Origin of the sequence: Pseudoclavibacter terrae, from assembly GCF_008831075.1 — a bacterium.
Lineage (GTDB): Bacteria > Actinomycetota > Actinomycetes > Actinomycetales > Microbacteriaceae > Pseudoclavibacter > Pseudoclavibacter terrae.
Window position 1 is genome coordinate 498142 of the sequence record NZ_WBJX01000002.1, and the last position, 22806, is coordinate 520947.

Here is a 22806-nt window from a genome sequence, read left to right on the forward strand (position 1 = left end):
GCCGGCAGCGTGGACCCGGTGGCGTCGCCAGGGGACGGGCTGCTGGCGGGCGCGCCGAGCAGGTCGGCGAGCACGGAGCTGTGACCCTGGACCGACTGCTCGCGTCCCCGCACACGATGCTCCGGAAGGTGGCGCTGACGCCGGAGGTGCTGGCCTGCGGGCTCGTCGCCCTTGGCACGGCCACGGCGACGACACGCAACGAGGCGTGCAGGGTGCATCAGATCGGCAGCTACGACCTGCCGAGTGCCTGCGGGGGTGCCCTGATGCAGCCGTCGGCGTGGATCACGCTGCGGCTCCGTCCGTCGCTCCTGGGGGCGGCCGTCGTCGCGCAGGATGAGGTGCCGACCGGGTCGCGTCCGGGGGCGGGAGTGAGGTCGGGTGCGGGTGCGGGTGCGGGCGCGGGTGCGCTGCCGAGCCTCTCTGTCTTCTCCCGTGACGGTGACCTCGTGCACCGTGTGATCGTGCATTCCGAGGAAGACGCGGAGCTTCTCTTCGGTCTCGGTCGTTCGCGCGGCCCGAGTGACGTGCAGCTTGCGAACGTCCGGCTGTCGTCGTTGGGGGCTGTCGGCTGGCGTGAGGGAGACCAGCTGGCTCAGCTCGATGCGGTGTTCGGTGAGGGTGCCCGTGATCGTCATGCGGCGTTGACCGGTCGTGGTGCGGGCGCGGTTCGTGAAGTTCGGGGCGCTGGCCGCGTTGGGAGCAGTCGACGTGTGGATGCGACGTTGGTCGCGGCGGTGTTCGAGCACTTGAGTTCTGTGGGGCTGCCGGTGTGCGTCGGTGTGCCGTCGAGTGCGGTGCTGCAGTTGAGCGCCGGCCGGGTGCACCTTGTGGAGCGTGTTGGGACGCTGCTGGTCGTCTCGCTCGGCCACGGGGTCGTGGAGCTCGACCTCGCCGCCGTTCGGTCGTGCCTGCTGGTGACGTCCTGGGGTCCGCATGGTCCCACGTCCACGCTGGAGGTGTACGACGCGCGATCGGAGTGCGTGGTCGTGCTGACGCAGCTCGGGATCGTCGGCACCGGCACCCACCGCGCCTGGGAGCAGATCTTGGAGTCGCTGCCTGCCGCGTGAGGCACGGCTGCCGGCTCCGCTGCTTGTGGTTTCAGGGCCTCGCTTGTTTAGGGTCTTCGGTTGATCTGTGGGCGGGCGGCTTGGGCGGTGGCGGTGGCGGTGGCGTTGGTGGTGTAGGCGCGGCGGCGGGTGGTTCGTCGTGGGGCGTGGTGTCCGAGGGCGGGGACGACGTGCCAGCGTCCGTTGCTGCTTTGGGTGAGGGCGAGCCGTCCGCGGTGGACTTCGTGGTGGTGGAAGGAGCACAGCAGGATGCCGTGTTTCGCGTCGGTGGGTCCGCCTTCGCTCCAGGGCGTGGCGTGGTGCACTTCGCACCAGCGCACGGGTGCGCTGCAGCCGGGTGCTCGGCATTGCCGGTCTCGGACGGCGATGGCTCGTCGTTGGGCGGTGGTGAAGAGTCGTTGTTTGCGGCCGAGGTCGAGGATCTCCCCGGTGCTGCTGCGGGTCGCGACGCGGATGAATCCGTCGCACAGCAGTTGCGCGGCGACGCTCGGCGGGACTGGTTCGCCGGTGCGCTCCAGGTGCGGGACGTCGTCGGGTCGGGTCGCGGTTCCGGCGATGCCGGCCGTGGTGGTCACGATGATGACGGTGGGCGCTTCCCCGCCGGTGCGGGGCGCGTCGGGGGATTCGGCGTAGGCGCGCACGACCATCGTGAGCGCGTCGATGCGCTGCTGCTCGATGGAGCGCGGGTCCACTAACTGAACCTCGACGTCGTCGCGCTCACCCTGGCCGAAGCTGCCACCGTTGCCATCGCCGAGGCCGCAGCCGACGCCGTCGCCGAGCGCGTGGCTTCCACCGCCGCTGTCGGCGGCCGAAGGGAATCCGTGGGCGCCGAGTGCCGGGGCGAGGGGTTCCCCGCACTCGGACGCGGCCGGGAACTCCACTCTCCGTCGGGGTGAGAGCAGCGCGTCGAACACCGACAGCAGCTGCTCGCCCTGCTCGGGCGTCGCCACGAACTTCCCGGCGACCGCGCCGTCGCTGCGGCGAGAGATCCACAGCCCGCGTTCCTCCGCGATCTTGTCGGCCCGCGGCTCGTCACCATCCGGGTCCAAATACGACACCCACGTCGCCGCCTGCACCTCCAGCACCTTCGGTACCGCCGGCTGCTCGTCCTCCGGGTTCACCCCGCACGCTGACGCGACCAGCTCCACCTCGGCCCGCGCCACCTCGTCGACGTCCACGCGGTTCCCGGTGTGATCCAGGCCCTTCGTGATCGCGGACGCCTGCGCGATCGACATGACCGCCGACCCCACCGCCCGAGACACGGCCGGATACCTCGCCGGGATCGTCTCCCCCGTGACGCTCATCCGCTCCCGCGTCGCCGCCGCCACCCGCACCAGCGTCGACGCCTCGAACGGCCGCACGGCGAGCACCTGCTCCACCATCGCGGTCAGGTTCCGGAACCCCGACTTCCGCGCCACCGACTCCGCCCGCGGCGACTCATCCTCCCGCCGCAGCAACTCGCCAGCGACCTCCACCAACGCCGCATCCAACACCCGCCGACGAGCCGCCAACTCCCGCAAAGCGACCACGACCTCCCCATCCGGAAGACCCGCCAGCTGACACCGCGCCTCGAGCAGCGCATCAACCACCGCCGTCTCCACTGACGACTGACGACGCGCCTCCTGCTCCGACTCCGATGCCACGATAACCTCCCCCAAGATCACCACCAGCCTAGCACTGGACCGGGTCAAGAACCAGCTCTTGACCAGGGATTGTGGACAAATATCGAAACTAGTTTCTCTACCGAACGAGCGACAAGAGAACCCCAGGTGTGGAGCGATTCGACATGACACGCACTCTCCGAGCACAGTGAACGTGTTCACTGAACCCGTTCACTGTAGGCTTCACCTATGACGAGCACACGCGCGGAGATCAAGACGCACACTCAGACTCGCGTGCTCGACGCTGCCGAGCAGATCTTCCAGGAGGAAGGGTTCGCTGGAGCGAGCATCCGCGGTATCGCCAAGTCCGCGGGCGTGAGCACCGGCACCGTCATCTCGGTGGGCGACAAGAAGACGCTGCTCGTGCGAGTCTTCGATCGTCTCATCGAAGCCGAGCACAATCGTGATGCAGCGGGTGGCAACGTCGAATCGGTGACGACTCGACCAAGGCGGCTCTCTGGTGTCGAATATCGCTCCCCGGGCACAGGCACCTGTTCAGACCGCCTGGTGGCTCTGGCCGCCCCGTTTGTCGCCGTCTTCATGCGGAATGACGACCTCGCCCGCGTCTATGCGTCGATCCTCGTCTCCGGCGGTCACTCCTCGAGTCTCTTCTCCGAGCTCGCTGCGCGACTCACCGAGGAGTTCCGCTCCGTGATCACGGAGCGAGGCTGCACGCCGCGCTCGGAAGCCGCCCAGAAAGCCGGCGCGCTGTACTTCGCCTACGTCGGCCTGCTCTTCACGGCCTCAGCCCGCCGCGCCTCCGACCCCGCGGATCTTGCCGCGGATCTCCACCGCGCGTTCGCCGCGATCTGCACCTGCACGGAGTGATGATGACACTTCTCCCCGACCCGTGGTGGCCAACGATCGTGTTGGCTGTCGTCCTCGCCGCCGATGCTGTGATGTCGCTCAAGCCGCCCGGGTTCATCCGAGATTGCCTTGACGGGGTGCGCTTCCCGCGTGACTGGTGGTGGACGCTCATCGTCATCAAGCTGACTGCCGCGACCGGCCTCGTCGCGGGCCTCTGGGTTCCGGGCGTGGCTCTCGCGGCGAACGTGGGCGTCGTCGCGTACTTCGTGTGCGCCGCGGTCGCGCACCTGCGAGCGCGCTTTCTCGGCCTGGCGTTCTGGCTCAACTGCCTGGGGCTGCTCGCTCTCGCTCTCGTGGTGCTGGTCGTCTCGCTCTAGCTGTCCGTGGAACGCTTCGCCGGGCAGAGGATGCTGCTCGGCTGGTTCCCTCCGACGCCACGGCGCACCTGATGCTCCGAATACGGGTGTCCGCAGTCGCGGCAGGCGGATGGTGCGCGCACGGGGTCGGTACGTGCGACTCCCCCGGTCCCCACCTGGGCGGGGCCCATGAATGGGAAGAGTGCCTGGTTGATTCGGTTCCACCAGCCCGGTTGGCCCTTGTAGGGGTTCGGGAGTCTGTCGCTCGGCATGTTGTTAGTGTACTAACTATTCGTAGGCTTGTCGCCTCGGCTAGTCTGGACGCGTGGACCTCCTCGCCCTCGACAAGCAACTCTGCTTCGCCCTCGCTGCTGCGAGCAGGAGCGTCATCTCGCTGTACCGCCCGATCCTCGAGCCCCTCGGCCTCACTCACCCCCAGTACCTCGTGATGCTGGGCCTCTGGGAGGACGACGGGCAGACCCTCGGTCAACTGGCGAGAGCGCTGCACCTCGAACCGGCGACCCTGAGCCCGCTCGTGAAGCGACTCGAAGCATCGGGCCTCATCACGCGAAACCGGCGGCCAGCGGATGAGCGCGCTGTCGAGATCCGACTCACGGACGCGGGGCGCGCGCTCAGGCTGAAGGCGGAAGAAGTCCCAGTCAAGGTCGTTGCCGAGCTCGGCTGGAGCATCCCCGAACTCGAGTCGCTCAAGGACACGCTCACGCAGCTGCTGGCCGACTCCACGTCCGCTCGGAGCGACCGGGGCGCAGGCCATCCCCAGGAGCGCTGACGCCCGCCTGCGGGCCTGAACCCGAGCTGCCGGCCCGTCCCAGCTGCTAGGCCATGCTCGCGCGCCAGTACTGGGGAGCGACGAACGCTTCCTGCCCGTCCCCCAGCTCGACCGCGGCATGGACCGGCCAGTTCGGGTTGGCGAGTGCCGCACGGCCGATCGTGATGCCATCGGCGTCACCGGCCACGAGGATCGCCTCAGCGTGGCGTGCATCCGTGATCTGGCCGACTGCCGTCACGAACGTGCCCTCGCGCGGCAGCGCCTCGCGCACGGCGCGTGCGAGCGTCACCTGGTACCCCGGGCCGACCGGCCCCGTGAACGCGCCGATGCCGCCACTCGACAGGTCGAAGACGGTGACGCCGAGTTCGTGCACGCGCTTCGCGAGCTCGACGGTCTCGTCGATGGTCCAACCGCCTTCGATCCAGTCCTCGCCCGAGAAGCGGATCGCGAGCGGCTTCTCGGCAGGCCAGTTGCGTCGCACCTCGCGCACGACCTCGAGAGCGAAGCGGATGCGGTTCTCGAAGGAGCCGCCGTACTCGTCGTCTCGCTCGTTCGAGCGCGGTGAGAGAAATTCGTGCAGCAGGTAGCCGTGCGCCGCGTGGATCTGCAGCGCGTCGAAGCCGGCCGCGTCCGCTCGCCGCGCAGCGACGCCCCAGGCGCTCACGAGTCCGCTGATCTGCTCCATGGTGAGGGCTTCTGGCGGGGTCAGGCCGAGCGCCTCGTTGCTCGATGGCGCCTCCGCCGTCCACCCGCCTTCATCCGCTGGGACCCGGCCGCGCTGCGTATCGGGCAGTGCAGGATACGTGGACGCCTTCCCTCCGGCGTGCGCGAGCTGGATGCCGGCCGCCGCGCCCTGCGCGTGGATGAACTCCACGATCGGGCGCCATGCCTCCGTATGCTCGTCGCTCCAGATGCCCGCGTCCTCTGGGGAGATGCGTCCCTCTGGGACGATCGCGGTTGCCTCCGTCCAGACCAGCCCGAAGCCTCCGCTGGCCCGCGCGCCGAGGTGCACCAGCTGCCAGGAGGTCGGCACGCCGTCCCGTTCGGTGACGGAGTACTGGCACATGGGAGCGAGGAACGTGGCGTTGCGCAGCGGCAGGCCGTCGCCTGCGACGCTCGGGAGGGTGATCGGTGACAGGAGACGGCTCATGCTGACCTTTCGGCTCGGGGTACACGCAGTCCAACCGGGAGTGCGCCGCGGATGTTCCCGGCGCGGGTCAGCTCAGGTACCCCTTGACCCACCTGGTCATCGACTCGAAGGCCTTGGCGCGCACGTCCGGCGCCGACAGCAGCACGTCGTGCAGCGCACCGTCCAGGCGTCGGACCGTCACGGTCTCGCCGAGGTTGAGCGAGCGTCTGGCGATGTCATCGACGCGAAGCACCGAGTCTGTCCTGCGCATCGCGTCGTGCCAGATCGGCGACAGGGTGCTGCGGGCCGACAGCAGCGTCAGGACCGGTGCCTTGATGTCGAGACCGACCGCCACGGCGGAGTGGCCCGCGAGGATCGCGTTGAGCCAGCCAGCGCGGACCGTGAAGCTCGGCGTCGGGCGCCAGCGGTCGTCGAACTCCCACTCGCCGCCGAGCTCCTTCTTGACCGCCCGTGTGTAGAAGCCGAAGTCGACGTTGTTGAAGGTGTCCGTGGGCCGCAGCTGGGCGGCGAGGGTCATGAGCGGCGTCAGCGCCGTGCGCACCGCGGCGCGCGTCTGCAGCTCCAGCCACGGGCTGTTCAGGATGAGCGCATTCGCGCGGCCAGGGTGCCGGTCGGCCCAGAGGCTCAGCGTGAGGCCACCCGTGGAGTGGCCGATCAGGACGAGCGGGTGACGTCCTCGACGGTGTCCACCTGGCCCATGGCCCATGATCTCGAGCGCGCGGTCGAGCTCCTCGTCGTAGGTGGCGAGGTCGGTGACGAATCCCGGTGTCTGATGGTCTCGGAGGCTTCTCCCGTACTTGCGAAGATCGAGTGCGAAGAATCGTGCTCCCTCGCCTGCCCAGTAGTGGGCGTGGTGCTTCTGGAAGAAGTAGTCCGACCAGCCATGCACGTACAGGACGTCGGCACCTCGCGCGGCACCTCGCGCGAACGGGTCCGCTCTCGGGCCGCGGACGAGGGTCGCGAGCACCTCGCCCTCCTGGTCGGGCTTGAGGGGCAGGTCGAGCGCGGAGAATCCGGCACCGAGGATGTCGGGACGCCACGCCGTTGCAGCGTCGAGCGACGCAGTGTCGTCCAAATGGGTGGGGCCCTGCACTGGACTCACGTCGCGCTCCCCGTGTCTGACTTCGGCATGGTGAAACGATACTCGCCCGGGCCACCGCGGGGATGGGCGGGGACGGCAAGAGGCCGGACAGCACCTCGGTGCTGTCCGGCCTCTCCGCATCTCGCTGGGGTCAGCGGGTGTGCTTGCCCTCGTACGCGGGGACGACGCGGTCGTCGTCGACGCCCACGCGGTGCACGCGGAGGTCGTTGGTGGTGCCCGCACGTCCCGGCGGCATACCGGCCACGACCACGACGACGTCGCCCGCCTGGGCGAGGCCGTTCTCGATGAGGTACTTGTCGACCTGCCCGATCATCTCGTCCGTGTGGGTGACGCGGTCGACGATCGCTGCCGTGACGCCCCAGTAGAGGTTCATGCGGCGCGCGATGTGCGGGCTTGGCGTGAATCCGAGCACGGGGATCTCGGTGCGCAGGCGAGCCATGCGGCGCACGGAGTCACCGGACTCCGTGAACACGCAGTAGTACTTCGCCTTGAGGAACTCGCCGACCTCGGATGCGGCGAGAGTGATCGCGCCGCCCTGCGTGAAGGGCTTCGTGCCCAGCGGCGGGATGCGGTCGAGGCCGTGCGTCTCGGTCGACTCGATGATGCGCGCCATGGTGCGCACCGCCTCGATCGGGAACGCGCCGACGCTCGTCTCACCGGACAGCATGAGCGCGTCAGCGCCGTCGAGGACGGCGTTCGCGCAGTCGGAGGCCTCCGCGCGGGTGGGGCGCGGGTTCTCGATCATCGTCTCGAGCATCTGCGTCGCGACGATGACGGGCTTCGCCCAGCGGCGGGCCTGCTGGATCGCGTTCTTCTGCACGATCGGGACCTGCTCGAGGGGAAGCTCCACGCCGAGGTCGCCGCGGGCGACCATGATGCCGTCGAACGCGTCGACGATCTCGTTGAGGTTCTCGACGGCCTGCGGCTTCTCGATCTTCGCGATCACGGGAAGGCGGATGCCCTCCTCGTCCATGATCGCGTGCACGCGGTTGATGTCCTCGGCCGAGCGCACGAAGGAGAGCGCGATGATGTCGGCGCCGATGCGCAGACCCCAGCGCAGGTCGTCCTCGTCCTTCTCGGACAGGGCTGGCACGTTCACGGCGACGCCCGGCAGGTTGATGCCCTTGTTGTTCGAGACCTTGCCAGGCACCTCGACGCGGGTCGTGACGGTCACCCCGTCGGTCTCCACGACGCGCACGAGCACCTTGCCGTCGTCGATGAGCAGCGGGTCGCCCGGCTTCACATCGGTGGGCAGGCCCTTGTAAGTCGTGCCCACGAGCTCCTTCGTGCCTGGCACGTCCTTGGAGGTGATCTTGAAGATGTCGCCGACCGCGAGATCGTGCGGGCCGTCCTCGAACTTCTCGAGACGGATCTTCGGGCCCTGCAGGTCGACGAGGATCGCGACGGGAACACCGAGCTCCTCGGCCGCATCCCGGACGAGCTTGTAGTTGTCGGTGTGCACGGTGTGGTCACCGTGGCTGAGGTTGAAGCGCGTGACGTTGACGCCAGCGGCGATGAGGGCGCGGATCCCTTCAGGGGTGTTGACGGCTGGTCCGAGGGTGGCGACGATCTTCGCTCTACGGCTCATGCATATCTCCGGTTCGTCGAGACTGAGGTGCGCCTTGCGGCGCGTGGTGGCGGATTCAGAGCGAGATCGCGCGCTCGGTGGCGAGGATCGGCTCGGGAAGTTCCGTCGACTGTTCAAGATACCGGTCGACGGAGGCCGCCGCCGCACGTCCCTCTGCGATGGCCCAGACGATGAGCGACTGCCCTCGTCCCGCGTCGCCTGCGACGAAGACGCCGGGCAGCTCCGTCTCGTACTCGGCGGTGCGGTCGAGGGCACCGCGCGAGGTGAACGGAAGCTGGAGCTGCGGCTCGATCGTGTGCCGCTCCGGCCCCGTGAAGCCCATGGCGAGCAGCACGAGATCGGCGGGCAGTTCCCGCTCGGTTCCCGCCTTCGGGCCGCGCGAGCCATCCGCGCGGAACTCGGTCTCCGCGAGGCGGATCGCGCGCACGCGTCCGGACTCGTCGCCGATGAACTCGACCGTCGATGCCTGGAACGCTCGCTCGCCGCCCTCCTCGTGCGAGGTGGAGACCTCGAACAGCGTCGGCGTCGTCGGCCAGGGCTGGTGCGCCGGGCGCTCCGTCGGTGGCTCCTTGCCGATGGCGAGGTTCGTGACCGAGGCGGCGCCCTGGCGGTGCGACGTGCCGATGCAGTCGGCTCCCGTGTCACCACCGCCGATGACGATGACGTGCTTGTCCTCCGCGTGGATCTGCGAGGCGAGGTCGTCACCCGCGACCACGCGGTTCGACTGCGTGAGGAAGTCCATCGCGTAGTGGACGCCCTTGAGCTCACGCCCGGGCACGGGGAGGTCGCGCGGGACCATGGCGCCCGTGCAGACCACGACGGCGTCGTAGCGCTGGCGCAGGTTGTCCCACGTGATGTCTCGGCCGATCTCGATGCCGGTGCGGAACCGAGTGCCCTCCGCGCGCATCTGCGAGAGGCGGGCGTCGAGGACGGACTTCTCCATCTTGAAGTCCGGGATGCCGTAGCGCAGGAGTCCGCCGATGCGGTCGTCGCGCTCGAAGACGGCGACGGTGTGGCCCGCGCGCGTCAGCTGCTGGGCGGCGGCGAGGCCGGCTGGGCCGGAGCCGACGACCGCGACCGTCTTGCCCGTGAGGCGCTCGGGCGGGTGCGGGCGCACGTTGCCCTCGGCGAACGCGGTGTCTGCGATCGACTGCTCGACGCGCTTGATCGTCACGGCCGGCTGGTTGATGCCGAGCACGCACGACGACTCGCACGGAGCCGGGCACAGGCGGCCCGTGAATTCGGGGAAGTTGTTCGTGGCGTGCAGTCGCTCGCTCGCTCCGGCCATGTCGCCGCGGAATGTCAGGTCGTTCCATTCCGGGATGATGTTGCCGAGGGGGCAGCCCTGGTGGCAGAACGGAACGCCGCAGTCCATGCAGCGCCCCGCCTGCCGGCGCAGCTGGGTGGGCTCCTGCGGGTCGTAGACCTCGCTGAAGTCCATGATGCGCACCGGCACGGGACGGCGAGTCGGGAGCTCCCGCTCGCGGTTGGTGAGGAATCCTCTCGGGTCAGCCACGGGTCGCCTCCAGAATCTCGTGCCAGGTCGTGCTGTCGTCGGGGTCGCCACCGCGTTCGATGGCGGCGTTGCGGATCTCGGTGACCTTCGCGTAGTCGCGAGGGAGCACCTTCGTGAACTCCTTCGACACCGCGTCGAAGTCGTCGAGCATCTCGCGGGCCAGCTGCGAGTCGGTCTCCGCCGCATGCCGTTCGAGGATGTCGCGGAGGATGTCCGCGTCGGCGCTCGTGAGCGTCGTGAGACCGAGCTCACCCGTCGAGAGCATGTCGGGGTTGACGAGCTTCGGGTCGAGCTTGTGCACGTAGGCGATACCGCCCGACATGCCAGCGCCGAAGTTCTTGCCGGTCTCGCCGAGGATCACGGCGAGGCCCCCCGTCATGTACTCGAGCGCGTGGTCGCCCACGGCTTCCGCGACGGCCGTCGCACCGGAGTTGCGCACGAGGAAGCGCTCGCCGACGACGCCGCTGAGGAACATCGTGCCGCTTGTCGCGCCGTAGCCGATGACGTTGCCGGCGATGACGTTCTCGTGGGACTTGAACGGCGCGCGCTCGTCAGGGCGCAAGATGATCTCCCCACCGCTGAGGCCCTTGCCGACGTAGTCGTTCGAGTCGCCGACGAGGCGGATGCGGATGCCGTTCGGCAGGAACGCACCGAGCGACTGTCCGGCGGTCCCCCGCAGCTCTATGTCGATCGTCCCGGCCGGGAGTCCGTGTTCGCCGTGCCCGCGCGTCACGTGGTGGCCGAGCATCGTGCCGACGGCGCGGTCGGTGTTGATGACGTCCATCGACACCTTGACCGATTCGCCGTTCTCGAGTGCCTGCTCGGCGAGCTCGAGGAGCTTCTGGTCGAAGTGCTGGTCGAGTTCGTGCTCCTGCGTGACGAGGCTGCGCGTGGGTGCGTCGCCGAACTCGTGGCCCGTGAGGACACGGGAGAGATCGAGGCCCTCGGTCTTCCAGTGGTGCATGGCGTCGTCGACCTCGAGCAGCTCGCGCTTGCCGATGATCTCGTCGAGCGACCGGACGCCGAGCTCCGCGAGGTACTCGCGAACCTCCTGCGCGACGAACTCGAAGAAGTTGACGACGTGGTCCGCCTGTCCCGTGTAGCGCGCTCGCAGCTCAGGGTTCTGAGTCGCGACGCCGACCGGGCACGTGTCGAGGTGGCAGACGCGCATCATGATGCAGCCGGAGACGACGAGCGCGGCTGTCGCGAAGCCGAACTCCTCGGCGCCGAGCAGCGCGCCGACGATGACGTCGCGGCCGGTCTTGAGCTGTCCGTCCACCTGCACGACCACTCGATCGCGGAGGCCGTTGAGCATGAGCGTCTGCTGGGTCTCGGCGAGGCCGAGCTCCCAGGGCGTTCCCGCGTGCTTGAGCGAGTTGAGCGGTGAGGCACCGGTTCCGCCGTCGTGGCCGGAGACGAGGACCACGTCGGCAAGCGCCTTCGTCACCCCGGCGGCCACTGCCCCGATGCCGTTCTCGCTCACGAGCTTCACGTGGATGCGCGCCGACGGGTTGGCCCTCTTGAGGTCGAAGATCAGCTGCTTGAGGTCTTCGATCGAGTAGATGTCGTGGTGCGGGGGCGGCGAGATGAGCCCGACGCCTGGCGTCGCGTGACGTGTGCGCGCCACCCACGGGTAGACCTTCGTCGGGGGCAGCTGCCCGCCCTCGCCCGGCTTGGCGCCCTGCGCAAGCTTGATCTGGATGTCGTCGGCGTGCGTCAGGTACATGCTCGTGACGCCGAAGCGTCCGGAGGCGACCTGCTTGATGGCGCTGCGGCGCTCCGGGTCGAGCAGACGCTCGACGTCCTCGCCGCCCTCGCCCGTGTTCGACTTGCCGCCGATGCGGTTCATCGCGATCGCGAGCGTCTCGTGCGCTTCCTTCGAGATGGAGCCGTAGCTCATCGCTCCGGTCTGGAACCGCCTGAGGATCTCAGAGGCTGGCTCGACCTCGTCGATCGGGACGGGCGGACGCTCGCCGACCTTGAGCTTGAACAGCCCGCGGAGCGTCATCGTCTCGGCCGCCTGGTCGTCGACGAGCTTCGTGTACTCCTTGAAGATGTCGTAGCGACCCTCGCGAGTGGAGTGCTGGAGGCGGAAGATCGTGTTCGGGTTGAAGAGGTGGGGCGGCCCCTCGCGCCGCCACTGGTACTCGCCGCCGATGTCGAGCGGGCGGTGCGAGGCCGGCGCGGCCTGGGCGGGGTACGCGTGGCGGTGACGCAGCTCGTTCTCGCGCGCGATGCCCTCGAGGCCCATGCCGGAGATCTTCGATGCCGTGCCCGTGAAGTACTCGCTGACGAGCTCGTTCGAGAGGCCGACGGCCTCGAAGCACTGCGCGCCCGCGTACGAGGCGACTGCCGAGATGCCCATCTTCGACATGATCTTGAGCACGCCCTTGCCGAGCGCCTTGATGAGGTTCGCGACCGCCTTCTCCTCGGTGACTCCCGTGAGCTTGCCCTGGCGGACCATGTCCTCGCAGGACTCCATGGCGAGGTACGGGTTGACGGCGGACGCGCCGTAGCCGAGCAGGACGGCGACGTGGTGCACCTCACGCACGTCGCCCGCCTCGATGACGAGGCCGACGCGCATGCGGCGTTCGGTCCGGATCAGGTGGTGGTGCACGGCGCTCGTCATGAGCAGCGACGGGATGGGGGCGTAGTCGCGGTTCGAGTCACGGTCGGAGAGCACGAGGAAGCCCGCGCCGGCGTCGATGGCGCGATCTGCTTCCTCGCACAGCTCCTCGAGCCGCTTCCGCAGGCCCTCGACGCCGTCGTCGACGCGGTAGCAGCCGCGAAGCGTCTCGGCCGCGTCGATGCCTGGGCGCTGCTCGATGTGCTGGATCTTCGCGAGCTGGTCGTTGTCGATGACCGGGAAGTCGAGGACGACCTGGCGCGCGTGCTCGGGACCTGCGCTCAGGAGGTTCTCCTGCGGGCCGATGCTCGTCGTGAGGCTCGTCACGACCTCCTCGCGGATCGCATCCAGCGGCGGGTTGGTGACCTGCGCGAAGTTCTGCGTGAAGTAGTCGAAGACGAGGCGTGGTCGGTCGGTGAGGATCGCGATGGGCGTGTCCGTTCCCATGGCACCGATCGGCTCAGCGCCGTTCTTCGCCATGGGGGCGAGCAGGATGCGAAGCTCCTCCTCCGTGTACCCGAACGTGCGCTGGCGGCGCTCGACGGACGCGGGGGTGTGCGTCACGTGCTCGCGCTCCGGCAGCTCTGCGAGGTTGATGCGTCCCTCGTCGAGCCAGTCGCCCCACGGCTGGAGCTCTGCGAGGTCGTGCTTGACCTCGTCGTCCTCGATGAGACGGCCGACCTCGGTGTCCACGAGGAGCACCTGGCCGGGACGCAGGCGCCCCTTGCGGATGACGGTGGCGGGGTCGAGGCTGGCGACGCCGACCTCTGAGCCGAGGACGATGAGCCCGTCGGCGGTCTGGACGAAGCGGCCAGGGCGGAGGCCGTTGCGGTCGAGGGTCGCGCACACGTAGCGGCCGTCGGTGAAGGCCATGGCGGCGGGGCCGTCCCACGGCTCCATGATGAGCGAGTGGTACTCGTAGAAGTCGCGAACCTCGGCGCTCAGGTCCTCAGCGGTCTCCCACGCGGCGGGCACCATCATGTGCACAGCGTGCGAGAGGGAGCGGCCCGAGAGCGTGAGCAGCTCGAGCACCTCGTCGAAGGATGCGGAGTCGCTCGCGCCCTCGGTCACGATCGGGAAGAGGTCGGAGACGTCACCGAGGATCTCGGACCGAAGCTGCGACTGGCGGGCCCGCATCCAGTTACGGTTGCCGCGCACGGTGTTGATCTCGCCGTTGTGGGCCATCATGCGCATGGGCTGCGCGAGCTGCCACGACGGGAACGTGTTGGTCGAGTAGCGAGAGTGGACGATCGCGAGCTTGGACGCGAAGCGCTCGTCGCCGAGGTCGGGGAAGAACGGCTCCAGCTGGAGCGTCGTCACCATGCCCTTGTAGGTGATCATGCGGCACGAGAGCGACATGAAGTAGACCCCGAGCGAGTGCTCGGCGCGCTTGCGCAGGCGGTAGCACTGACGGTCGAGGGACGCGCCCTTGCGCGGGTTGCCGCGGAAGTTCTGGCGCTCGCTGCGCACGTAGAGCTGTTCGATGACCGGCATCGCGGCGCGCGCGAGCTTGCCGAGCTCATCCGGCTGCACGGGGACCTCGCGCCAGCCGATGACCCGGAGGTCCTCCTCCGCCGCGAGCTTGACGATTCCGGCCTTGACGCGAGCGCGCTCGTCTGCGTCGACCGGGAGGTAGGCGTTGCCAACCGCGTAGCGTCCCTCGGCCGGAAGCTCGAATCCGCTCACCGCGCGGAAGAACTCGTCGGGGATCTGGGTCAGGATGCCGGCGCCGTCACCCGTTCCGGCGTCCGAGCCGACCGCGCCGCGGTGCTCCATGTGGCGGAGCGCGTCGAGCGCGTGATCGATGATGTCGTGACCCGGCGTGCCTCGCAGGGTGGCGACCATCGCGAGCCCGCAGGCGTCGCGCTCATTCGCAGGGTCATAGAGGCCAGCTGCTTCTGGGTAGCCATTCGTTGGAAAGGCGGCGGAGGTCATAACTCGTCCCCTCGTCGGTGGTGCCATGGGTCGCTTGGCGGACTCGACAGAAGACTGATGTTGACGGAGCCCGTGGGGGCGGGTGCCTACAGGCGTCCGTCGGTCCATTCAGCAGAGTACGACCGCTGTGTTACTTCTGTGTTTCGCGTGCGACGCCAGGCGCCCGGGGAGGGTCGTGTCCGAGCAGTCACACCCTCGACGAGTCAGATGCTTCCTTGCGCTCATCAGGAGTTTCTTCGCCATCGGCCGAGTTAGGCTTGGCTTCGGAAGTTTCCTCGTCGTGAACCTCAGATTGCGCGGAGGTTTCGTCTGCGTCCGTTTCGTCCTCGTCGATCTCGCCCGTCTCCTCCTCGTCCAGCTCATCTGCCTCGGCGGCCTTCGCCGCTTCCGACTCCGGGTCGCGACCGGGCAGATAGACGCTGTCGCTCAGCTGCGAGGCCGGGAGACGGGAGACGACGACGAACAGGGCGATGCCGACGATGACGAGGCACAGGGCGCCGAAGACATTCGAGCGCATGCCGAGGATGACCTCTGAGTAGTCGACGCGGATCGACTCGATCCAGATGCGACCCGTGCCATAACAGATGAGGTAGGAGGCGAGGGTCTTGCCGGTGCGCCACCGGAACATGCGCTCGAGGAGCACGATGATCGCGATGCCGGCGAGGTTCCACAGCATCTCGTAGAGGAACGTGGGGTGGAAGAGCGTGCCTTCAGGCAGGCCGACGGGGAACGCCGGGTTGCTCGCCTCGATCTGCAGGCCCCATGGCAGGTCGGTGGGCCACCCGTAGAGCTCGTGGTTGAAGTAGTTTCCGAGGCGTCCCACCGCCTGCGCGAGCAGCAGGCCGGGGATGAGCGCGTCCGAGAACGCGAGCATCCGGATGCCCGTCATGCGGCTCGCGATGAAGATGCCGATCGCGCCCCCGATCAGGGAGCCGATGATGGCGTTGCCGCCCTCCCAGATGAAGAAGATGCGCCAGAAGTTCGCGCCTTCGAAGAAGTAGTCGGCCGGGTGCGTGAAGACGTGGTAGAGGCGGGCGCCGAGCAGACCGAGCAGGACGGCCCAGATGGCGAAGTCGACCGTGATCCACTTCTCGCCACCACGAGCGGTCAGGCGCCGGTCGGTCCACAGCACGGCGAGCACCATGCCGGCGACGATGAAGAGCGCATAGAGGTGCACCGTCAGGGGGCCGATCTCGAAGCTCGCCCAGTCGAGAGGCGGGCTGGGGATTCCGGTCAGTGGCATCATGCGTGTTCCTTCGAAGTCGTGGCCTCGAGGGCCGTGCCGCGCGCGAGCTGGGCCGCGGTCTCCGCGACCGCCTCGACGCCTCCGGCCGCGAGGGCCTTGACGAGGGCGGAGCCGACGATGGCGCCTTCCGCGTATTCGAGGACTTCGCGCACCTGCTCCGCTGTGGAGATGCCGAGCCCGACGCAGGCTCGAGTGCAGCCGTGCGCGTGCAGTCGATCCGCGAGCGTCCGCGCAGCCTGGTCGACATCGGCACGGGCGCCGGTGATGCCCATCGTCGAGACCGTGTAGACGAAGCCCCTGCTGGAGCCGATGACGAGGTCGAGGCGGGTGTCGCTCGAGCTGGGTGCCGCGAGGAAGACCCGGTCGAGGTCATGGCTCTTGGCCGCCGCGATCCACTCGGCGCCCTCGTCTGGCACGAGGTCCGGGGTGATGAGCCCGTTGCCCCCGGCAGCTGCGAGGTCGCGCGCGAATGCGTCGACGCCGTACTGCATGACGAGGTTCCAGTAGGTCATGACGACGATGGGTGCGTCGACCTCGGCTCGGATCCGCCTGATGGCCTCGAACACGTGCTCGGTGCGGAAACCGCCCTCGAGCGCCTGCACGGCCGCGGCCTGGATGACGGGGCCGTCCATGACGGGGTCGGAGTACGGCATGCCGAGCTCCAGCACGTCCGCCCCAGCCTTCACGACGGCAATGGCCGCCGCGACGGAGGTCTCGAAGTCGGGGAACCCGACAGGCAGGTAGGCGACGAGCGCGCCCCTGCGTTCCCGGTTCGCGGCGTCGATGACGCTCTCGAGTGCGGAGGGTGCTGAGGTCATTTGCCCTGTCCTTCTGATGCGTCGAGGCCCTCGGTGCGGTCCGGGTCTCCGAGACCGAAGTACTCGGCGGCCGTCTCCATGTCCTTGTCGCCGCGCCCGGAGAGCGACACCAGGATCGTGGCATCGGGACCGAGTTCCTTGCCGAGCTCGAGCGCTCCGGCGAGCGCGTGGCTCGACTCGATCGCCGGGATGATGCCCTCGGTGCGAGCGAGGAGCCGGAAGGCCTCCATGGCCGCGGCGTCGGTCACCGGAAGGTAGCGTGCGCGCCCGATGGACGAGAGGTAGGCGTGCTCGGGTCCAACTCCGGGGTAGTCGAGGCCGGCCGAGATCGAATGCGACTCGACCGTCTGGCCGTCCGTGTCCTGCAGCAGCAGCGTGCGCGCGCCGTGGAGCACCCCGGGTCGTCCGCCGCCGATCGTGGCCGCGTGGCGGGGCGTGTCAACGCCATCACCTGCCGCCTCGTAGCCGTACAGGGCGACGCTCTCGTCGTCGAGGAAGGCGCTGAAGATGCCGATGGCATTCGAGCCGCCGCCGACACAGGCCACGACGGCGTCCGGCAGCGACCCCGTCAGGTCGATGACCTGCTTGCGAGCTTCCTCGCCGATCACTGCCTGCAGGTCGCGCACGAGCGCGGGGAACGGATGCGGCCCCGCGGCGGTCCCGAAGAGGTAGTTCGTGGTGTCCACGGACGCCACCCAGTCGCGCATGGCGTCGTTGATCGCGTCCTTGAGCGTGGCGGAGCCCGCCTCGACGGCGACGACCTCGGCGCCGAGCAGGCGCATCCGGGCCACGTTGAGGGCCTGACGGGCCGTGTCGACGGCCCCCATGTAGATCGTGCAGTCGAGCCCGAAGAGCGCGGCCGCCGTCGCGGTCGCGACGCCGTGCTGGCCGGCACCGGTCTCGGCGATGACCCGAGTCTTGCCGATGCGCTTCGTCAGGAGCGCCTGACCGAGCACGTTGTTGATCTTGTGCGAGCCCGTGTGGTTGAGGTCCTCGCGCTTCAGGATGATGCGCGCTCCGCCGGCGTGCGCCGCGAACCGTGGCGCCTCGGTGATGATCGACGGGCGCCCCGAGTAGTCGCGGTGCAGTCGGGAGAGCTCGGCCCAGAACTCGTCGTCAGCTTTCGCCGCCTCCCACGCGGTCGAGAGCTCGTCGAGAGCGGCCATGAGGCTCTCGGGGACGAACCTCCCGCCGAACTCGCCGAAGTAGGGGCCTGAGGCGTCGCGAAGCGACGACGTGCTTGGGGGCTGAGTGCTCATGCGAGGTGGAAGGTCTCCAAAGTAGTTTCGGGGTCGCCGCCCGTGACGAGCGCCTCCCCGATGAGGACTGCGTCCGCGCCCGCATCGCGGTAGCGGCGAACGTGCGCTGGCTCCAGGACGGCCGATTCGGCGACCTTCACCACGTCACTCGGGTACAGGGGGGCGAGCTCTCCGAAGAGCTCGGGGTGCAGCTCGAACGTCGCCAGGTTGCGCGCGTTGACGCCCAGGATGCGAGCGCCGGCATCGAGGCCACGCAGCAGCTCGTCCTTCGAGTGCGCTTCCACGAGCGCCGTCATGCCGAGCTGCTCGGTGAACTCCGCGAGTCGCACCAACGTCGACTGGTCGAGGCCGGCGACGATGAGGAGCGCGAGGTCGGCACCGCAGGCGCGAGCCTCGAGCAGCTGGTACTCCTCGGCGATGAACTCCTTGCGCAGCACCGGAACGGCCACCGTGTCGCGCACGGCTCGGAGGTCGTCGAGCGAGCCGAGGAACTTGCGCTGCTCGGTGAGCACCGAGATGGCGGCTGCTCCCCCGCGCTCGTAGGAGGCGGCGAGGACGGCCGGGTCCGGGATGTCCGCCAGACGGCCGCGGGATGGGCTCGCGCGCTTGACCTCGGCGATGATGTTCACGCGCTCGGAGCGTGCCAACGCCGCGTAGGCGTCGAGCGCTGGCGCAACATCGGCGATTCGTGCTTCGAGAGCTCGCGCCGGCGTCCGCTCGCGCCGTTCTGCGGCGTCCTCGAGTGCGCCGTGGTAGAGCGACTCGAGCAAGCTAGTGGGCCTTCGGCCCGAAGCCGAGGCGCGCGAGCACGGGCCAGGCGACGGCTCCGACGGCGACGGCGGCGACGCCGACCCAGGTCAGGATGGCCTGATCGAACCAGATGCCGAGGGTGCCGACGGTGAAGCCCGCGAGCATGATGAGCACGCCGGTCCAGGCGGCGACCGAGTGCCCGTGGCTCTCGTGCGGCTCCTGCAGCGGAGCTTCCTGCACCTCTTCGGCTTCGGCGATGCTCGTGGGTTCGTGGGACGTCTTCGCGGACATTTCAGTCATGAGGGTGCTCCTTGTCACGTGCGCTTGCATAAGTCTAGCTGGATGCTCGTGTGCCGCCGGTGTCGGTGGGGTCGTCCCCGTGGCTGAGCGCATCCCACTGCTCGACCCGCCGGTCGCTGTCGGTCGGCGCGGCAGGCGGCGCCGCGTCTGGCTCGTCGTCGCCTGCAGCCGCATCCACCGGCTCAAGCGACGTCGTCGTGAAGCGGCGTCCTCCGGTCGGCCATCTGCGAGCCGTGGTGATGGCGAACAGGCCCGCGAGCATGAGGATCGCTCCCGCGACAACCGCGAGCCATGGCCAGAACGTGACCGTCACCGTGCCGGCCGCGACAGCATCCGCGATCGTCTGCTCGCCCGCCAGACCGGACGCCGCCGTCACCTCCGGCGCGATCGCCGGGGCCGGGTTCCCGACCGCGACGAACGACTGCAGCACGAGGACGGCGCCGACGAGGGTCAGCAAGCCGCCGAGAACGTAGCGGAAGACGACGCCGGCCAGCGCCAGCGCGGCGAGGACCGCGAGTGCGGCGAGCGCGAGTGCCATCACGGCGGGAGCTGCGACGTCTCCGCGGACCTCACCGCTGTAGCTCTCCGGGCCGAGGGCGAGGTCGAAGGAGAACCACACCTGCGACCATGCGAGGATCGCCAGCCCCGCGCCGACGACGATCGTCATCAGCGCTGTGCGCTTGTTCCGCTTTCCAGCCGCGTCAGGCGTGCTCATGAGCTTCGAAGTCCAGGGCCAGCTGGTCGCCGTCGAAGCACGTCCGCGTGCCGGTGTGGCAGGCGGGACCGTGCTGGTCGACGCGGATGAGGATCGTGTCGGCATCGCAATCGAGTGCGAAGCTCACGAGCCGCTGCGTGTTGCCGGAGGTGTCGCCCTTGCGCCACAGCTCGGAGCGCGAACGGGACCAGTACACGACCCGGCCCTCCGTGAGCGTCATGCGGAGCGACTCCTCGTTCATGTAGGCGAGCATGAGCACCTCGCGGGTGTCGTGCTGCGTGACGATGACGGGGACGAGACCGCGGTCATCGAAGGCGGTCCTGGCCACGATCTGGTCAAGCTGCTCGGACGGCACTGGGAAGGTGGCGGCGTTCAACGGACGCTCCTCCTCACGGTGACCCCGGCCTCGGCGAGGGAGTCCTTGACCTCGTCGATCGTGAACTGCCTGTGGTGGAAGACGCTCGCCGCGAGAACCGCGTCGGCGCCCGCCTCTACGGCGGGCGCGAAATGCTCGAGCGCACCGGCACCGCCTGAGGCGATGACCGGGACGGAAGAGAGCTCACGGACGAGCCTGGTGAGCTCCAGATCGAAACCGGCCTTGGTGCCGTCGGCGTCCATCGAGTTGACGAGGAGCTCACCCGCGCCGCGTTCGATGGCCTCGCTGGCCCAGGACAGCGCGTCGATACCTGTGTCCGTGCGGCCTCCGTGCGACGTCACGACGAATCCGGACGCGGTCGACGCGGAGCGTTTCACGTCAAGCGACAGCACGAGCACCTGGTTGCCGAAGGTCGACGAGATCTCGTCGAGGAGCGCGGGGCGGGCGATGGCTGCCGAGTTGACACCCACCTTGTCAGCGCCGCACGCCAGCAGGACGCGCACATCCTCGACGCTGCGCACACCACCCCCGACGGTGAGGGGGATGAAGACCTGCTCAGCGGTACGGGTGACGAGGTCGTAGGTTGTGCCCCGCCCCTCCGTCGACGCCGTGACGTCGAGGAACGTGAGCTCATCCGCGCCCTGTTCTGCGTAGCGGGCCGCGAGCTCGACCGGATCACCGGCGTCCTGGAGGTCGAGGAAGTTCACCCCTTTCACCACGCGCCCCGCTGCGACGTCCAGACACGGGATGACACGCGTCGCCAGGCCGGGCGACGTCCGCGGGGAGGATGAGGCGGTCATCGAGATCACATCCGGACGGCTTGCAGGGCCGTCACGATGATGGCCTTGGCGCCGGCGTCCTGAAGCCGGTCCATGACCTGGTTGAGCTCGTTCTGCGGCACCATCGAGCGCACGGCCACCCAGTCGGAGTCGCGCAGGGGTGAGATCGTCGGCGACTGGAAGCCGGGCGTGATGGCAAGGGCCGCGTCGAGCTTCGAGGACTCGATGTCGTAGTCCATGATCGCGTAGCGGCGGGCGACGAGCACGCCGTCCAGGCGGCCCAGGACGCGCCTCGCCGCGTGCTCCTTCTCGGGCGTCGAGATGAGCACTGCGGTCGACTCGAGGATCACGGGGCCGAAGACCTCGAGGCCGGCCTTGCGCAGCGTCCCACCGGTCGACACGACGTCGGCCACGGCATCGGCGACGCCCAGGCGGATGGCCGACTCCACGGCGCCCTCCAACGGCACGAGCTCGGCTTCGATGCCGGCCCGAGCGAACCAGGAGCCGAGAAGACCCGTGTAGCTCGTGGCGACGCGCTTGCCCTGCAGCTGGTTCACGTCCGTGAACTCCCCCGCGGGCCCCGCGAAGCGGAAGGTCGAGTCGCCGAAGTCGAGCGCCCGGACCTCCTTGGCGGCCGACTCGGTGTTCAGCAGGAAGTCGCGGCCGGTGATGCCGGCATCGAGGACACCGGACCCCACGTACGTCGCGATGTCGCGCGGGCGCAGGTAGAAGAACTCGACGTCGTTGATGGGGTCGATGGCGACGAGCTCTCGGCTGTCACCGCGGCCGCGGTATCCGGCCTCCTGGAGCATTTCATTGGCCGTCTCGGCGAGCATGCCCTTGTTTGGCACGGCGATGCGAAGCATTGTGGGAACGTCCTTGGTTCTGGGAAGTGTGCGTCGGGGGTGGATTCGCGGCGCCGGGTGTGCACCTGGGGCGCCGTCTCGGCCGCGCGCGTGCTGCGCTGGCTCGTGCACGCGGGTTGGAGTGCTGGCCGGGTCCTGCTGCCTAGAGCTTGCTGTAGACGTCGTCGAGCGTGAGGCCCTTGGCCAGCATGAGGACCTGCAGATGGTAGAGCAGCTGCGAGATCTCCTCGGCTGTCTCCTCGTCGCTCTCGTACTCCGCGGCCATCCAGACCTCGGCGGCCTCCTCCACGATCTTCTTCCCGATCGTATGAACGCCGGCGTCGAACTCTCGGACCGTCCCGGAACCCTCGGGGCGGGAGCTGATTTTCTCGGAGAGTTCTGCGAACAGCGTGTCGAAGGATTTCACAGGCACAGCGTAGTCGCTTGCCGGTCAGTGCGCGTGCGGAGCCGCCGTCGCCGCGGCGCGGAGCGCGGCGATCTGCTCGCCGGGGTCGCCTCGGAAGACCGCCGATCCTGCGACGAACGTGTCTGCCCCGTTCGCCGCTGCGAGCTCGATGGTGTCGAGGGAGATCCCGCCGTCGACCTGCAGCCAGGTCTCGAGGCCGTGTGAGCGCCGGAGCGCGTCGGCCTTCGCGAGCTTGGGCATCATGTCCGCCATGAAGGACTGCCCGCCGAAGCCTGGTTCGACGGTCATGATGAGCAGCTGGTCGAAATGGGGAAGGATCTCCTCGACGGCGCTCAACGGGGTTGCCGGGTTGATGGCGATCCCAGCGCGCGCCCCTCGCTCCCTGAGCTTCCTCGCGAGCGTCACCGGGCTCGTCGCGGCCTCCGCGTGGAACGTCACCGAGAAGACCCCCATCTCGGCGAACTGCGGTGCCCAGTGGTCGGGGTCCTCGATCATGAGGTGCAGATCGAGCGGGACCGGTGTGATCTCCTGCAGGCGCTCGACCATCGGCTGCCCGAACGTGAGGTTCGGGACGAAGTGGTTGTCCATGACATCGACGTGCGCCGCGTCGGCGGTGGAGATCCGGTTGAGATCACGCTCGAAGTTCGCGAAGTCGGCGGCCAGGATGCTGGGGTTGATGCGCGCGTTCACGGG

General features: G+C 68.8%; 22 protein-coding genes. 4 read left to right on the forward strand and 18 right to left on the reverse strand.

Annotation, left to right across the window (positions count from 1 at the left end; genetic code table 11):
• Positions 1–80 precede the first annotated feature (80 nt).
• On the forward strand, positions 81–1067 hold the full coding sequence (locus tag F8O03_RS08535; protein WP_151423470.1) for a ChuX/HutX family heme-like substrate-binding protein: 987 nt from the start codon (positions 81–83) through the stop codon (positions 1065–1067).
• A gap of 47 nt (positions 1068–1114) precedes the next feature.
• Here the strand turns inward: F8O03_RS08535 and F8O03_RS08540 are convergent, their stop codons facing one another.
• On the reverse strand, positions 1115–2890 hold the full coding sequence (locus F8O03_RS08540; RefSeq protein ID WP_151423471.1) for an HNH endonuclease signature motif containing protein: 1776 nt from the start codon (positions 2888–2890) through the stop codon (positions 1115–1117).
• 27 nt (positions 2891–2917) lie between these two features.
• Here F8O03_RS08540 and F8O03_RS08545 point away from each other — a divergent pair, with 27 nt between their 5' ends.
• The gene (locus tag F8O03_RS08545; RefSeq protein ID WP_151423472.1) at positions 2918–3556 is read left to right on the forward strand and encodes a TetR/AcrR family transcriptional regulator; all 639 of its coding nucleotides are present in this window, start codon (positions 2918–2920) and stop codon (positions 3554–3556) included.
• A 2-nt stretch (positions 3557–3558) separates the two neighbouring features.
• Entirely contained in the window at positions 3559–3912 is a 354-nt protein-coding gene (locus F8O03_RS08550) for a DoxX family protein (RefSeq protein ID WP_151423473.1), read from the forward strand.
• On the opposite strand, the gene F8O03_RS08555 is transcribed toward F8O03_RS08550, so the two are convergent.
• Entirely contained in the window at positions 3909–4163 is a 255-nt protein-coding gene (locus tag F8O03_RS08555) for a hypothetical protein (RefSeq protein ID WP_151423474.1), read from the reverse strand. The two genes, F8O03_RS08550 and F8O03_RS08555, sit on opposite strands and share 4 nt — an antisense overlap.
• Positions 4164–4216: 53 nt before the next feature.
• Here F8O03_RS08555 and F8O03_RS08560 point away from each other — a divergent pair, with 53 nt between their 5' ends.
• Positions 4217–4681, forward strand: a complete 465-nt coding sequence (locus tag F8O03_RS08560; RefSeq protein ID WP_151423475.1) for a MarR family winged helix-turn-helix transcriptional regulator — start codon at positions 4217–4219, stop codon at positions 4679–4681.
• 46 nt (positions 4682–4727) lie between these two features.
• Here the strand turns inward: F8O03_RS08560 and F8O03_RS08565 are convergent, their stop codons facing one another.
• The 16 genes from F8O03_RS08565 to rpe form a co-directional block, all read right to left on the reverse strand.
• Positions 4728–5831, reverse strand: coding sequence for an NADH:flavin oxidoreductase/NADH oxidase (locus F8O03_RS08565; RefSeq protein ID WP_151423476.1), 1104 nt, complete (start codon positions 5829–5831; stop codon positions 4728–4730).
• A gap of 67 nt (positions 5832–5898) precedes the next feature.
• On the reverse strand, positions 5899–6933 hold the full coding sequence (locus F8O03_RS08570) for an alpha/beta hydrolase (RefSeq protein WP_341872791.1): 1035 nt from the start codon (positions 6931–6933) through the stop codon (positions 5899–5901).
• 130 nt (positions 6934–7063) lie between these two features.
• The gene (gene pyk / locus F8O03_RS08575; RefSeq protein ID WP_104253240.1) at positions 7064–8521 is read right to left on the reverse strand and encodes a pyruvate kinase; all 1458 of its coding nucleotides are present in this window, start codon (positions 8519–8521) and stop codon (positions 7064–7066) included.
• A gap of 55 nt (positions 8522–8576) precedes the next feature.
• Positions 8577–10037: a glutamate synthase subunit beta gene (locus tag F8O03_RS08580; protein WP_104253241.1), complete on the reverse strand. Its 1461-nt coding sequence runs from the start codon at positions 10035–10037 to the stop codon at positions 8577–8579.
• Entirely contained in the window at positions 10030–14598 is a 4569-nt protein-coding gene (gene gltB / locus F8O03_RS08585; RefSeq protein WP_208851824.1) for a glutamate synthase large subunit, read from the reverse strand. Before gltB ends, F8O03_RS08580 begins: the two co-directional genes overlap by 8 nt.
• 187 nt (positions 14599–14785) lie before the next feature.
• Positions 14786–15844, reverse strand: coding sequence for a prolipoprotein diacylglyceryl transferase (gene lgt, locus F8O03_RS08590; protein ID WP_151423479.1), 1059 nt, complete (start codon positions 15842–15844; stop codon positions 14786–14788).
• Positions 15841–16662 (reverse strand): tryptophan synthase subunit alpha, encoded by an 822-nt coding sequence (trpA, locus tag F8O03_RS08595; RefSeq protein ID WP_151423480.1) that lies wholly within the window; start codon positions 16660–16662, stop codon positions 15841–15843. Before trpA ends, lgt begins: the two co-directional genes overlap by 4 nt.
• The gene (gene trpB / locus F8O03_RS08600) at positions 16659–17921 is read right to left on the reverse strand and encodes a tryptophan synthase subunit beta (protein WP_151423481.1); all 1263 of its coding nucleotides are present in this window, start codon (positions 17919–17921) and stop codon (positions 16659–16661) included. Before trpB ends, trpA begins: the two co-directional genes overlap by 4 nt.
• Complete coding sequence (gene trpC, locus F8O03_RS08605) at positions 17918–18691, reverse strand: indole-3-glycerol phosphate synthase TrpC (protein ID WP_151423482.1); 774 nt, start codon at positions 18689–18691, stop codon at positions 17918–17920. The genes trpB and trpC overlap by 4 nt, the downstream gene beginning before the upstream one ends.
• Before the next feature lies 1 nt (position 18692).
• Positions 18693–18971 carry an HGxxPAAW family protein gene (locus F8O03_RS08610; protein WP_151423483.1) on the reverse strand — a complete coding sequence of 93 codons (279 nt, stop codon included), beginning with the start codon at positions 18969–18971 and terminating at the stop codon, positions 18693–18695.
• Between the two features lie 34 nt (positions 18972–19005).
• Positions 19006–19686, reverse strand: coding sequence for a Trp biosynthesis-associated membrane protein (locus F8O03_RS08615; protein ID WP_167516524.1), 681 nt, complete (start codon positions 19684–19686; stop codon positions 19006–19008).
• On the reverse strand, positions 19673–20062 hold the full coding sequence (hisI, locus tag F8O03_RS08620) for a phosphoribosyl-AMP cyclohydrolase (protein ID WP_151423485.1): 390 nt from the start codon (positions 20060–20062) through the stop codon (positions 19673–19675). The genes F8O03_RS08615 and hisI overlap by 14 nt, the downstream gene beginning before the upstream one ends.
• On the reverse strand, positions 20059–20862 hold the full coding sequence (hisF, locus tag F8O03_RS08625) for an imidazole glycerol phosphate synthase subunit HisF (RefSeq protein ID WP_151423486.1): 804 nt from the start codon (positions 20860–20862) through the stop codon (positions 20059–20061). Before hisF ends, hisI begins: the two co-directional genes overlap by 4 nt.
• Positions 20863–20867: 5 nt before the next feature.
• On the reverse strand, positions 20868–21707 hold the full coding sequence (hisG, locus tag F8O03_RS08630) for an ATP phosphoribosyltransferase (protein WP_151423487.1): 840 nt from the start codon (positions 21705–21707) through the stop codon (positions 20868–20870).
• A 142-nt stretch (positions 21708–21849) separates the two neighbouring features.
• On the reverse strand, positions 21850–22113 hold the full coding sequence (locus F8O03_RS08635; RefSeq protein WP_068484501.1) for a phosphoribosyl-ATP diphosphatase: 264 nt from the start codon (positions 22111–22113) through the stop codon (positions 21850–21852).
• A gap of 24 nt (positions 22114–22137) precedes the next feature.
• Positions 22138–22803: a ribulose-phosphate 3-epimerase gene (rpe, locus tag F8O03_RS08640; protein ID WP_151423488.1), complete on the reverse strand. Its 666-nt coding sequence runs from the start codon at positions 22801–22803 to the stop codon at positions 22138–22140.
• Positions 22804–22806: the final 3 nt, after the last annotated feature.

Coding starts and splice junctions, on each gene's coding strand:
- F8O03_RS08545 (WP_151423472.1), top strand. CDS start 2,918: ATGACGAGCACACGCGCGGAGATCAAGACGCACACTCAGACTCGCGTG.
- F8O03_RS08550 (WP_151423473.1), top strand. CDS start 3,559: ATGACACTTCTCCCCGACCCGTGGTGGCCAACGATCGTGTTGGCTGTC.
- F8O03_RS08555 (WP_151423474.1), bottom strand. CDS start 4,163: ATGCCGAGCGACAGACTCCCGAACCCCTACAAGGGCCAACCGGGCTGG.
- F8O03_RS08565 (WP_151423476.1), bottom strand. CDS start 5,831: ATGAGCCGTCTCCTGTCACCGATCACCCTCCCGAGCGTCGCAGGCGAC.
- pyk (WP_104253240.1), bottom strand. CDS start 8,521: ATGAGCCGTAGAGCGAAGATCGTCGCCACCCTCGGACCAGCCGTCAAC.
- gltB (WP_208851824.1), bottom strand. CDS start 14,598: ATGACCTCCGCCGCCTTTCCAACGAATGGCTACCCAGAAGCAGCTGGC.
- lgt (WP_151423479.1), bottom strand. CDS start 15,844: ATGATGCCACTGACCGGAATCCCCAGCCCGCCTCTCGACTGGGCGAGC.
- trpA (WP_151423480.1), bottom strand. CDS start 16,662: ATGACCTCAGCACCCTCCGCACTCGAGAGCGTCATCGACGCCGCGAAC.
- trpB (WP_151423481.1), bottom strand. CDS start 17,921: ATGAGCACTCAGCCCCCAAGCACGTCGTCGCTTCGCGACGCCTCAGGC.
- F8O03_RS08610 (WP_151423483.1), bottom strand. CDS start 18,971: ATGACTGAAATGTCCGCGAAGACGTCCCACGAACCCACGAGCATCGCC.
- F8O03_RS08615 (WP_167516524.1), bottom strand. CDS start 19,686: ATGAGCACGCCTGACGCGGCTGGAAAGCGGAACAAGCGCACAGCGCTG.
- hisF (WP_151423486.1), bottom strand. CDS start 20,862: ATGACCGCCTCATCCTCCCCGCGGACGTCGCCCGGCCTGGCGACGCGT.
- hisG (WP_151423487.1), bottom strand. CDS start 21,707: ATGCTTCGCATCGCCGTGCCAAACAAGGGCATGCTCGCCGAGACGGCC.